Here is an 11,868-nt window from a genome sequence, read left to right on the forward strand (position 1 = left end):
TCCGACCCTTCCTACTTTGCCTTGCCAGCGCCATATCGATGGGCTATCGCGCGGCTGTCCGCGGGGGATGGGCTGTTAGGCCCAACATGCCGCTCGGCCAAGGCGCGGCGGCGATGGGAAAGCACTAAGTGTCTGAATTATTTGATGAAGTCGACGAGGAAGTCCGTCGCGAGCAGCTCAAGAGGCTGTGGGACAAATATTCGATTCTCATCATTGGCGTGGCGCTTTTGATCATCGCCGCGGTCGGCGGCTGGCGCGGCTATCAATATTTCGAGGCCAAGAAGGCGGCTGCGGCCGGTGAGGCCTTCAACAAGGCGATCGAGCTTTCCGAGCAGGGCAAGCACACCGAGGCGGAAGCCGCCTTTGCCGATCTCGCGGCCAAGGCTCCGCGCGGCTACCGGAGCCTGGCGCGGTTCCGGGCTGCCGCCGAGGAGGCGAGCCGCGATCCCAAGGCTGCAGCCAAGATGTTCGACGAGATCGCCGCGGACGGCAGCGTCGGGGCCGAGCTGCAGGCGCTCGCCCGTATTCGCGCCGGCGGACTGCTGGTGGACAGCGCGGGCTATCCCGAGATGAAGCAGCGGCTCGAGGCCGATACCGCCCCTGGCGCCACCTTCCGACATAGCGCGCGCGAGCTGCTCGCGCTCTCGGCTTGGCGCGCCAATGACAGTGCGGCGACCCGGCAATGGCTGGACATGATTGCGCTCGACGGTGATACGCCGCCCGGCTTGCGCTCGCGCGCGCAGGCGCTTCAGGCGCTGCTGCCGCCGGTGGCCAAAAGCTGAGTTTGCGGGACCCAAGGCTTGATCAAGAGACCGACCATGCGCCGCTCGCAACGTCTGATCGCAGCCACCGTGCTCGTCGCGCTCACCGGCGTGCTCGGCGGCTGCTCGAGCGGGATCGGCGGCTGGGATCCAACCGACTTGCTGGACTGGCTCGATACCAAGAAGAAGCTGCCGGGCGACCGCAAGCCGGTGTTTCCTGATGGCGTGCCTGGCCTGGAGCAGGGTGTCCCGAAGGAATTGTACAAGGGCGAGGTCGAGAAGCAGCAGCAGGAGCAGGCCGCCCAAGCCGCGGCTGCCGCCGCGCAGCCGCCGGCCGATCAGCCGCCCCAGGACCAGCCGGCGGCGAAATCCAAGCAGGCCAAGGCGAAGAGGAGCAAGCAGGCGGCGGCTGGGACCGCAACGGCAGAGCCTGACGGCGAAGCTCAGGCAACCGAAGAGCCCGCTGCCGCACCGCCGCCCCCCAAGGGCAAGAAGGTCGCCCATCGCAAGCGTACCACGACGCCGTCGGCCGACTCCTCCAACGCGGAATCCGGACAGGCGTCGCAGCCCGCCCAATCCGCACCGCCGGCACAATCGGCACAGCAATCGCCGGCACCATTCCCTGCGCCGCTGCCGAGCGGCAGCTTTACGCGCTAGTTTATTTTCGCCGCTAGATTGAGATCGCGCTCCCCATCGGCGCACGGATTATCCATGCCTTTTACGATCGCCATTATCGGCCGGCCGAACGTCGGAAAGTCCACCCTGTTCAACCGCCTCGTTGGACAAAAGCTGGCGCTGGTCGATGACGAACCCGGCGTGACGCGCGACCGCCGCGAAGGCGAGGCGAAGCTCGGCGATCTCGCCTTCACCATCATCGACACCGCCGGCCTCGATGAAGGGCCGAAAGGCTCGCTGACGGCGCGGATGCAGGAACAGACCGAGACGGCCATCAAGCTTTCGGATGCGCTGATGTTCGTGATCGATGCCCGCGTCGGGCTGACGCCCGCCGATCGCGCCTTTGCCGATTTCGCGCGAAAGGCAAACAAGCCGGTGCTGCTGCTCGCCAACAAGAGCGAGGGCAGGCACGGCGAGGCCGGCGCCCTGGAGGCCTATGCGCTGGGGCTCGGCGATCCGATCCAGATTTCGGCCGAGCATGGCGAGGGGCTCGGCGATCTCTATGAGGCCTTGCGCGAGCTGCTGCCGGAGCAGGCCAAGGAGGCTGAAGCCGACGCCGAGGAAATGGAGGCCGAGGCATCGACCCGCCCGATCCGCGTCGCCATCGTCGGCCGTCCCAATGCCGGCAAATCCACGCTGATCAACCAGCTCATCGGCGAGGAACGCTTGCTGACCAGTCCCGAGGCCGGCACGACGCGCGATTCCATCGCGGTCGAGATCGACTGGAAAGGCCGGCTGTTTCGCGTGTTCGACACCGCGGGCCTGCGGCGTCGCTCGCGCATTGAGGAGAAGTTGGAGAAGCTGTCGGTGGCGGACGCGCTGCGCGCGGTGCGCTTTGCCGAAGTGGTGGTGCTGATGATGGACGCGCAGCATCGCTTCGAGGAGCAGGACCTGCGCATCGCCGACCTGATCGAGCGTGAGGGCCGCGCGATCGTGATCGCGGTCAGCAAATGGGACCTGATGGAAGGCAAGGGCGGTAAGATTGCGCAGCTCCGCGCCGATGCAGATCACTGGCTGCCGCATGTCGCGGGCGCGCCGGTCGTGGCGGTCTCCGGCCTGACTGGGGAGGGCATCGACCGGCTGATCGAGGCCATTGTGCAGGCCTATGCGATCTGGAACAAGCGCGTGCCGACCTCGGCGCTCAATCGCTGGTTCGAACAGGCCGTCCAGGCCAATCCGCCGCCCGCGGTCTCCGGCCGCCGGCTAAAGCTCAATTACATCACCCAGACCAAGGCGCGACCGCCGAGCTTTGTGCTGTTCTGCTCGCGCGCGGATGCGGTGCCGCAGTCTTATTTGCGCTATCTCACCAACTCCCTGCGCGAGGTCTTCGGCCTCCCGGGCACGCCGGTGCGGATCACCCTACGCGAGAAGGCCAACCCCTTCGCGCATAAGCGCAAGCGGTTGTCATGAACGAGACGAGAAGGCCCGCTCTGTCGCCCGCGGGAATAATGAAGCCATTGCGCGGGCGTCATTCCGGGGCGGTGCTTCAGCACCGAACCCGGAATCTCGAGATTCCGAGTTCGCGCTTTCAGCGCGCCCCGGAATGACTGGCGTCACTTCTTCACCAGCGGGCACTCGCTCGCTTCCAGCGGCTTGGCCGCGTCCTCCGGCGAGATGGTCGCGACCAGCTTGTAGTAATCCCATGGATATTTCGACTCTTCCGGCTTCTTCACCTCGAACAGATAGGCCGGAATGATGCGGCGGCCGTCGGCGCGGAGCGGCCCCTTGCCGAACAGGGGATCGTCGGTCGGAATTTCCTTCATCTTGGCAACGACCTTGGCGCCATCATGCGGATTGCCGCCCAGCGCTTCCAGCGCCTTCAGATAGTGCAGCACGGCCGCGTAGTTTCCCGCTACCGTCATCGACGGCATCGTGCCCTTCGGCGAAACCTTCTGGAATCGCTTGGACCATTCGCGCGTCTTGTCGTTGAGGTCCCAATAGAAGGATTCGGTGAAAGTGAGGCCCTGTGCGGTCTTTAAACCCAGCGCATGCACGTCGTTGATGAAGAGCAGAAGCGCTGCGATCTTCTGGCCGCCCGACACGATGCCGAATTCGGATGCCTGCTTGATCGCATTGGTGGTGTCGCCGCCGGCATTGGCCAGACCGATCACCTTCGCTTTCGACGACTGCGCCTGCAGCAGGAAGGAAGAGAAATCCGAGGTGTTGAGCGGATGCCTGACACCGCCGAGCACCTTGCCGCCATTGGCCGTGACGACCGCTGACGTGTCGCGCTCGAGTGCTTGGCCGAACGCGTAGTCGGCGGTCAGGAAAAACCAGCTATCGCCGCCCGCTTTGGTCAGCGCCTTGCCGGTGCCGTTGGCGAGCATGTAGGTGTCGTAGGTGTAGGAAATCGTGTTCGGCGAACAGGCCTTGCCGGTGAGGTCGGCGGTCGCTGCGCCCGAGTTGAGCAGGATCGCGTTCTTTTCGCGCACGACATTGCTCACGGCCAGCGCCACGCCCGAGTTCGGCGTATCGGCGATGGCGTCGACCTTGTCATTGTCGATCCATGACCGCGTGATGTTGACGCCGACATCGGGTTTGTTCTGGTGGTCGCCGCTTAAGACGTCGATGTTCCAGCCCTTGGCAGGTAGCCCCGAATCCTCGACCGCCATCTTGATCGCCGCCACCGAATTGGGGCCGCCGATATCGGCATAGAGGCTCGACATGTCGTTGAGCACGCCGATGTTGACGTTCTTGTCGTCGGCGCACGCCGACGTGGCAAGGCCAAACCCAAAAGTAAGTCCAGCAAAGGCAATGAACGCGGCAGCGCGCCGCGTGGGCGTCATCCTCATGTGTTCCCTCCTCAGGTTATAAGGCGGGACGGCTCTCTTGCGGAGCCTTATCCACCAGCCTCGGTTCCCGATTATCCCTATCTTGAGACAAGCGGCAATCCCGATGAGCCGTTTTGACGCGGCGCTGGGTTAACGCAGCGCGTCCGATGTCAGCCTGAATTTCTGGATGCGCTTTCCGTTGTCGACCTCGGCGGTATAGACATTGCCGAGCTTGTCGACGGCGATGGCATGGACCCAGTGAAACTGTCCGGCATTGCGGCCGCCGCGGCCGAAGCTGCCAACCACGGCGCCATCGTCGCGCCTGATGATGCGGATCTCATTGTTCTCGCCATCCGCGGAAAGCAGATAGGTCTGCTGCGGGTTGGGCCAGAGCGCAATGTCCCAGACCGAGCCGTTGCCGAGCGTGTTCTTCTCGAAGAAGAACTCCTTCACGAAGGTACCGTCCTTCCTGAATACCTGGATGCGGTCGTTGATGCGATCGCAGACATAGACGAGGCCGTCATTGGCGATTTTCACGCAATGCACGGGATTGCCGAATTGCTGCGCGACCGGCGCCTTGGGATCGTAGGCCGGCTGCTTCTCGTCGCTCGGCCGATTGCCATAGGCGCCCCAATGCCGCTTGTAGGCTCCGGTGGTCGCATCGAACACGATGACGCGGTGATTGCCATAGCCATCGGCGACATAGATTTCATTGGCGTCCTTGTCGATCGCCGTCTCCGCAGGCTTGCCGAGCTGGGTGGTGTCGTTGGAGCCTTTGCTGGGCGCGATCTTGCCGATTTGCCCCACGTATTTGCCATCGAGCGTGAATTTCAGAAGCGCGTTGTCGTTCTCGGCGTTGCCGCCGGTCCAGACGAAGCCTCGCTCGTCGACCTCGATGCCGTGCTCGCGCCCGACCCACTCATAGCCGTCGCCGGGGCCACCCCAGGCGCGCAGCAGATTGCCGTCCGCATCGAACTCCAGAACCGGTGGCGCCGGCACGCAGCATTTCGAGCGCGGCGGGTCGAGCGTTGCGCCTTTCTCGTCTTCGCTGAGCGACCGCGGCCGCTGGATCGCCCAGATGTGGCCCTGCCAGTCGACCGTGATGCCGCCGACCTGGCCGAGGATCCAGTTGTTGGGCAGCGGCTTTGGCCATGACGGATCGACGACGAAGGTCGGAATGTCGCCGGCGGACGCTGCGCGCGGAAACGCGAAAGAGCCGATCGATGCGGCGGCGAGGAGAAGAGAAGCGGTCTTCGCGACACGTGCAATCGCACGCAGCGAAGCCTTGCAAGATTGCGCCCGCGGCATGGCATCCTCCCCATTTTTGTTGTTGGCGTTCGCCACTTGGAGCAGGAGTGAATAGGGACGTGGCGCGGGAGTCAATTACGATGCAGTCATTCCGGGGCGGTACGAACCACCGGACCGGAATCTCGAGATTCCGGGTTCACGCTTCGCGTGCCCCGGAACGACGTGGCAAGCCTAGGCTGGCGGGTGAAAACTCATCAGCGTGCGTGTCTTGTAGTCGTAGAACTTGCCGGTCTCGGTCCAGTCGGCGGCGCACATCGGCACGATGAATTCGGCAGCCTGTTCGGGTGTATCCAGCGTCATCGGGTCTTCGCCCGGAAATACGCTGGCGCGCATGCGGGTGCGGATCGGGCCCGGGTTGAACAGATTGACGCGGATGTTTGTGCTTGCGGTCTCGTTGGCCCAGACCCGCACCAGGGTTTCCAGCGCGGCCTTGGAGGCTGCATAGGGGCCGAGATAGGCGGTTGCCTTATTGGCCGCGCCTGAGGTCACGAACACCGCGCGTCCCGCATCGGACTTCTTCAACAGCGGCTCCATGCAGCGGATGAGCTGGAAGTTGGCGGTGACGTTGATCGACAGCACATCGTTCCACGATTTCAAGTCGACATGCCCAAGCGGCGAGGAGGGGCCGGCAATGCCGGCATTGCCGACGAGAATGTCGATCTTGCCATGGCGCTCATGCAGCGCTGCACCAAGGCGCGCGATGCCGTCGAAATCGGTGAGGCTGAGCGGCACCAGCGTGGCGTTGCCGCCGTCCTTCCTGATTTCGTCATCGAGCTCTTCGAGCCCGCCTTGCGTGCGGGCCACCGCGATGATGTGTGCACCTCGCTTGGCCAGCGCGCGCGCAGTGGCATAGCCGATGCCGCGCGAGGCGCCGGTCACGAGGGCGATGCGGGAGGTGAGGGGCTGGGTCATGTGTCGAAGGAATCCAAGTGTGTAGGGTGGGCAAAGCGAAACGTGCCCACCAAGCACATCAATGCTGACAGTGGTGGGCACGGCGCAGCGCCTTTGCCCACCCTACGGATCTAAAAGCTCAACTTGCTTCCGCCAGGAGCGACAATTGCCGTGGTGTCGGCTCGACCTGGACCTGGTCGGTGAGATGGGTCGGGTAGTCGCCGGTAAAGCAATGATCGGCGAATTTGGGATTGGCTGGATCGCGCCCGGGATAGCCCATGGCGCGGTACATGCCGTCGATTGACAGGAAAGCCAGGGAGTCCGCGCCGATGATCTCGCGCATCTGCTCCAGCGTGTGGGTCGCCGCGAGCAGGCCGCCACGGTCGGGCAAATCGATGCCGTAGTAATCGGGATAGAGGATCGGCGGCGAAGCGAGACGGAAATGCACCTCGCGCGCGCCGGCGTCGCGCATCATGCGCACGATCTTTTTCGAGGTGGTGCCGCGCACGAGCGAGTCGTCGATCAGGATGATGCGCTTGCCTTCGATCGCGGCGCGATTGGCGGAATGCTTCATCTTCACGCCGGATTCGCGGATCGCTTGAGTGGGCTGGATGAAGGTCCGGCCCACATAGTGGTTACGGATGATGCCGAGCTCGAACGGGACGCCGGAATGCTGGCTGTAGCCGACCGCGGCCGGCACGCCGGAGTCCGGAACCGGCACGACCACGTCGATGTCGACATGGCTCTCGCGGGCGAGTTGCGCACCGAAGGCCTTGCGGACCTCGTAGACCGAGCGGCCATGGACGATGGAGTCAGGCCGAGAGAAATAGATGTACTCGAAAATGCAGGGCCGCGGCGGCTTCGGCGGGAACGGACGATGGCTTTGCGATCCCTGCTCGTCGAACACGATGATCTCGCCCGGCTCGATGTCGCGGACGAAAGTCGCGCCGATGATGTCGAGGGCGCAGGTCTCGGAACAAAGAATGGGACAACCATCGAGCTCGCCCAGCACCAGCGGGCGAATGCCGAGCGGATCGCGCGCGCCGATCAGTTTCTTGTTGGTCAGCGCCACCAGCGAATAGGCGCCTTCAAGCGCGCGCAGCGCCTCGATGAAACGGTCGATGAAGCGGCTGCGGCGCGATTGCGCCACCAAATGCAGGATCACCTCCGTGTCGGTGGTGGATTGCATCACGGTGCCGCCGCGCACGAGCTCGCGGCGCAAGGTCAGGCCATTGGTCAGGTTGCCATTATGGCCGACCGCAAAGCCGCCGGCGTTCAGTTCGGCGAACAGCGGCTGCACATTGCGCAGGATGGTCGCGCCGGTCGTGGAGTAGCGCACGTGGCCGACCGCGGTCGAGCCGGGCAGGCGTTCGATCACCTCGCGGCGGGAGAAGGTGTCACCGACGAGGCCAAGGCGGCGCTCGCTGTGGAACCGGGCGCCATCGAAGGAGACGATGCCGGCGGCCTCCTGGCCGCGATGCTGCAGTGCGTGTAGGCCGAGTGCAGTGATGGCGGCGGCGGAGGGGTGTCCAAAGATGCCGAACACGCCGCACTCCTCGCGCAGCGTGTCGCCTTCGAGGTCGTCCTGGAGCTGATGCGCGACCGGGCCTTGGTTGCGGTGGTGGGGGTGGGCGTCCTGGTCTAAACCTTCTGTCTCGTCCATTTCGCCTCTCATCTCGCCCAAGTTAGTGTGCCGCCGGTTTCTCGATCAGTTTTTTCAGGCTGTCGCGCGCAGGTTTGGTGTAGCCCTCGCTGCCGGCCCCTGCGGGCTGATCAGCGTCGGTCTGCTCTTCCTCGGGCTTATTCTTCTTGAACCGCTTTAAAATGGTGTTCTCGGGGTCATCCGGCAAGAGCGACATCAGCCATTCCCCCGTGCCCTGCAGAACAACCCGCGATTTGGCGTTGGCGACCCAGTCCGGCCGCTGCTTGTCCGGCACCAGCCAGGTGAAGAACAGGAACGCGACCACCACGATCAGAAGGCCCCGCGCCAAGCCAAACAGGAAGCCCAATGTGCGGTCGAGCGCACCGATCCGGGAGTCCAGGACCATGTCGGAGATCCTGACCGTAATCACGGAAACGACGATCAAGGTTCCGATGAACACGCCGGCCACGACGACGACCGCTGCGACCGTATCATTGCTGAAGTAGGTTTTGGCAGTCGGCAGCAGCTTTGAGAATGAATAAAGAGTTACCACCGCGGCGGCGCCCCAGGCCGCGATCGACAGGACTTCGCGCATGAAGCCGCGAACCATCGCAAGCAGCCCGGAAATCAGCATCACGCCGAGCAGGATGAGGTCGAGAATCGTTATCGGCATCGGCTGGTCAGGTCGCTCGCAGGTCCAAGAAATTCCGAAAGACGGAGTTCCGAAAGATGGTTCCGAATCGGCGCCTCATCGCGTGCCTTATGGCTAGAGGGCAAGTCCTCTGATCGCGCAAGGTCGGGCAACGCGCCATTCACCGTAATTCAGTTCGCCTTATGCGGCGGATGTATAGCGGCGAGGGCGGCCGAGGTCACGTCTGGCTAGCCGTCCTGGCGGCGGAATCTTGCCGGTGTGGCATTTTTCTCAACCGCTGCGGTTTCCCGCTGCGGCCTACGGCTCCCGCGTGCGGCGATCTCCGCCACGAGCGTGCTTAAGCCGCCAACACTGTTCAGCGCAAGCCCGGCGTCGCCCCCGGCCTCGCCGCGCGCTGATTCGGGCAGGATTGCCCGGCCGAAGCCGAGCTTGGCGGCTTCCTTGAGTCGGGCCGCGGTTTGCGCCACCGGCCGCACGGCTCCGGATAGCGAGACTTCCCCGAAATAGACCGCGTCCGTCGGCAGCGGCGCATTCACGAGCGAGGACACCAGGGCAGCCGCGGCCGCGAGGTCGGCCGCCGGTTCCTGGATGCGGAGCCCGCCCGCGACATTGAGATAGACGTCATGCCCGGACAGTTTCACCCCGCAATGGGCCTCGAGCACCGCCAGCACCATCGAGAGACGGCTGGGGTCCCACCCCACCACGGCCCGGCGCGGCGTACCAAGCGAGGTCGGCGCCACCAGGGCTTGCAACTCGACCAAGACCGGGCGCGTGCCCTCGATGCCGGCAAACACCGCCGTGCCCGGGCTGCCGAGGTCGCGCTCGGAGAGAAACAGTTCGGAGGGATTGGAGACCTCGCGCAGGCCGAGGCCCGTCATCTCGAACACGCCGATCTCATCGGTCGGACCGAACCGGTTTTTCACCGAGCGCAGAATCCGGAACTGCTGCGAGCCTTCGCCCTCGAAGGACATCACCGCATCGACCATGTGCTCGACGACGCGGGGGCCGGCGATCTGGCCATCCTTGGTGACGTGTCCAACCAGGATGATCGCAGCTCCCGTCTTCTTGGCAAAGCGGATCAGCGCCTGCGCCGAGGCGCGGACCTGCGTCACCGTGCCGGGCGCGGACTCCACCGTATCGGTCCACATGGTCTGGATGGAATCGATCACGATCAGTCGCGGCACGGCGCCTTCGGAGAGCGTCGAGATGATGTCCTCGACCGAGGTTTCCGAGGCGAGCTGCACCGGTGCGTCGGACAGGCCGAGTCGCTCGGCGCGCAGCCGCACCTGCGCGATCGCCTCTTCGCCCGAGATATAGACGGCACGGTGGCCGGCGCGGGCCAGCAGGCTGGTTGCCTGTGTGAGGAGCGTCGATTTGCCGATCCCGGGATCGCCGCCGACCAGCAGCACAGACCCGCGGACGAAGCCGCCGCCGGTGACCCGGTCGAGCTCGGCCATGCCGGAGGCGAGGCGCGGAGCGTCCTGGCTCTTGCCGCTCAGGCTTTCGAGCTGGAACGTCCGGCCCTTGCGCTTGGAGCGGATCGAGACGGGCACGGCGGCCGAATCCTCCTCGGCCAGTGTGTTCCACTCGCCGCAGGCATCGCACTTGCCCTGCCAGCGGTTATAAGCCGCGCCGCAGTTCTGACAGACGAAGGAGAGCGTCGATTTGGCCATGCGAAAAGGGGAATCGCCGTTCACGGGGATTGCGTGGCATCCCATAGCATGGATAGGCCGGCCGTGAGCATGATCGCGTCCATCACCAGGCGAAATATGTCAGGCTCGAGCCGCAAGACAAAGCGCTTGGCAATGAAGGCGCCGAACATCAGTGACGAGCCCGCGATCAGACCCTTGATGGCGACATCGGGCGTCAGCGCGCCGAAGCGCTGGAAGGTGACCGACTTGCTGACATAAAGCCCGAGCGAGCTCGCCGCCTCAGTGGCCAGGAACGCGCCCTTGGTCAGGCCATAGAACAGGAATAGCGGCACGCTCAACGGGCCGGTCGAAGCGACGATGCCTGTGAGATAGCCGATCAGCGCGCCGCCGATCGCCAGATGCCAGCGCCGCGCTTTGAGCTGATGCCGCGCCAGCCAATGCCGCACCGGCACCATCGCGATCAGGAACAGGCCGATCGCGATATCGACCGCATGGGAGGGCAGGGCGAGCAGGGTGCGTGCGCCAAGCGCTGCGGCCGGAATCCCGGTCGCCGAATAAGCGAGGCAGGCGCGCCAATCGACCTCGCGCCACCATGCGAGGATACGCGACAAATTCGCCATCACGGCCGCAATCGCCATGATCGGCACCGCCTGCTTGGGCCCGTATTGATACACCAGCACCGGCATCAGCATGATGGAGGAGCCGGTGCCGACAATGCCGGAGATCGTGCCCGCGATAAGGCCGACAATGAGGACGAACAGGAAGCCCACGGCAGGCGTCTCCTATCAGCTTAGCGGGCCACGTCGTTGCCGGCGAAAAAACATGAATCTCCGTTCTCGCGACGCGATTTCGCCCGAGCTTTGCATCTCTTGACCCTCCACGACAACAGAGGGTGCAGGGAAGGCCGGGTGGCCGCATGCACCCGGGGCCCCCGCGCAAAAGAAATTGCGCGAGTGCGCGTTGACCACAGGTACAGCGGAGACACTCCGGCCTTCCCTGCGCAGTGGTTTACGGCTTACTCCGAGCTCTCCCCGGTGAACCAGCGTTTGCCACCGTCGCCGGCCCGATGCGTTCGCATCGTCGCCAACTTGGCGCCTGCATGGGCGCGCCAGGACCACACGGCTTCGCCGTCCGCGATCACGCCGCTCGTCAGTCAGCGCTCCCACGTCCACCGCAGCCCGCCTCGCGTTTCGTGACGACCGCGATACGCCCCTTGTGCAATCGAGGCGGGATGAGCGGACGATACGACTGATTCTGGCTTCGGAAAAACAGAAATACTTTTGCGGACGAGGATTGACAGGAATTCGCGCCCGCTGCCCGGCGGGCAAATCGGTTCGAGGAACGTCCTTGAATGGCGCACTGACGCGAAGGCCACGCTGGGGTACGCGAACCCATTAAGTCGGACTCGCCGAGCCCGTGCACAAGAGCGCATCGGGAGATTTGCTCGGCTATTCACCGGCATCGCGATCGAGTCCGATCTATCTTGAGGAGCGGGTATTGGCGGCTGCAGCGGGTA

General features: G+C 64.4%; 10 protein-coding genes. 3 read left to right on the forward strand and 7 right to left on the reverse strand.

Annotated features, from left to right (window positions below):
• The first annotated feature begins 128 nt into the window (after nt 1-128).
• Genes P6U23_RS18560 through der form a run of 3 tightly spaced genes read left to right on the forward strand, consistent with a single transcriptional unit; the run spans nt 129 to nt 2,846 of the window.
• On the forward strand, nt 129-782 hold the full coding sequence (locus P6U23_RS18560) for a tetratricopeptide repeat protein (RefSeq protein WP_407181134.1): 654 nt from the start codon (nt 129-131) through the stop codon (nt 780-782).
• Between the two features lie 36 nt (nt 783-818).
• Nucleotides 819-1,418 carry a hypothetical protein gene (locus tag P6U23_RS18565; protein WP_407181135.1) on the forward strand — a complete coding sequence of 200 codons (600 nt, stop codon included), beginning with the start codon at nt 819-821 and terminating at the stop codon, nt 1,416-1,418.
• Nucleotides 1,419-1,472: 54 nt separating this feature from the next.
• Entirely contained in the window at nt 1,473-2,846 is a 1,374-nt protein-coding gene (gene der, locus P6U23_RS18570; RefSeq protein WP_407181136.1) for a ribosome biogenesis GTPase Der, read from the forward strand.
• Between the two features lie 143 nt (nt 2,847-2,989).
• Here the strand turns inward: der and P6U23_RS18575 are convergent, their stop codons facing one another.
• The 7 genes from P6U23_RS18575 to P6U23_RS18605 all read right to left on the reverse strand — a co-directional run bounded on the left by P6U23_RS18575 (nt 2,990) and on the right by P6U23_RS18605 (nt 11,122).
• Nucleotides 2,990-4,228 carry an ABC transporter substrate-binding protein gene (locus P6U23_RS18575; protein ID WP_407181137.1) on the reverse strand — a complete coding sequence of 413 codons (1,239 nt, stop codon included), beginning with the start codon at nt 4,226-4,228 and terminating at the stop codon, nt 2,990-2,992.
• A gap of 129 nt (nt 4,229-4,357) precedes the next feature.
• Nucleotides 4,358-5,515, reverse strand: coding sequence for a hypothetical protein (locus tag P6U23_RS18580; protein WP_407181138.1), 1,158 nt, complete (start codon nt 5,513-5,515; stop codon nt 4,358-4,360).
• 171 nt (nt 5,516-5,686) lie between these two features.
• Nucleotides 5,687-6,427, reverse strand: a complete 741-nt coding sequence (locus P6U23_RS18585; RefSeq protein ID WP_407181139.1) for an SDR family NAD(P)-dependent oxidoreductase — start codon at nt 6,425-6,427, stop codon at nt 5,687-5,689.
• 118 nt (nt 6,428-6,545) lie between these two features.
• The gene (gene purF, locus P6U23_RS18590) at nt 6,546-8,069 is read right to left on the reverse strand and encodes an amidophosphoribosyltransferase (protein WP_407181140.1); all 1,524 of its coding nucleotides are present in this window, start codon (nt 8,067-8,069) and stop codon (nt 6,546-6,548) included.
• A gap of 22 nt (nt 8,070-8,091) precedes the next feature.
• A complete protein-coding gene (locus P6U23_RS18595; RefSeq protein ID WP_407181141.1) occupies nt 8,092-8,721 on the reverse strand; it encodes a CvpA family protein in 630 nt (209 codons plus the stop codon).
• 206 nt (nt 8,722-8,927) lie between these two features.
• The gene (radA, locus tag P6U23_RS18600) at nt 8,928-10,373 is read right to left on the reverse strand and encodes a DNA repair protein RadA (protein WP_407181142.1); all 1,446 of its coding nucleotides are present in this window, start codon (nt 10,371-10,373) and stop codon (nt 8,928-8,930) included.
• 20 nt (nt 10,374-10,393) lie between these two features.
• Complete coding sequence (locus P6U23_RS18605; RefSeq protein ID WP_407181143.1) at nt 10,394-11,122, reverse strand: sulfite exporter TauE/SafE family protein; 729 nt, start codon at nt 11,120-11,122, stop codon at nt 10,394-10,396.
• Between the last annotated feature and the right edge of the window lie 746 nt (nt 11,123-11,868).

The organism is Bradyrhizobium sp. STM 3562 (assembly GCF_045571435.1).
In the GTDB taxonomy this organism is placed as follows: Bacteria; Pseudomonadota; Alphaproteobacteria; order Rhizobiales; family Xanthobacteraceae; genus Bradyrhizobium.

Bases quoted from the DNA above. Each gene is read 5' to 3' on its own strand.
- P6U23_RS18565 (WP_407181135.1), top strand. From the start codon at position 819: ATGCGCCGCTCGCAACGTCTGATCGCAGCCACCGTGCTCGTCGCGCTC.
- der (WP_407181136.1), top strand. From the start codon at position 1,473: ATGCCTTTTACGATCGCCATTATCGGCCGGCCGAACGTCGGAAAGTCC.
- P6U23_RS18575 (WP_407181137.1), bottom strand. From the start codon at position 4,228: ATGAGGATGACGCCCACGCGGCGCGCTGCCGCGTTCATTGCCTTTGCT.
- P6U23_RS18580 (WP_407181138.1), bottom strand. From the start codon at position 5,515: ATGCCGCGGGCGCAATCTTGCAAGGCTTCGCTGCGTGCGATTGCACGT.
- P6U23_RS18585 (WP_407181139.1), bottom strand. From the start codon at position 6,427: ATGACCCAGCCCCTCACCTCCCGCATCGCCCTCGTGACCGGCGCCTCG.
- purF (WP_407181140.1), bottom strand. From the start codon at position 8,069: ATGGACGAGACAGAAGGTTTAGACCAGGACGCCCACCCCCACCACCGC.
- P6U23_RS18595 (WP_407181141.1), bottom strand. From the start codon at position 8,721: ATGCCGATAACGATTCTCGACCTCATCCTGCTCGGCGTGATGCTGATT.
- radA (WP_407181142.1), bottom strand. From the start codon at position 10,373: ATGGCCAAATCGACGCTCTCCTTCGTCTGTCAGAACTGCGGCGCGGCT.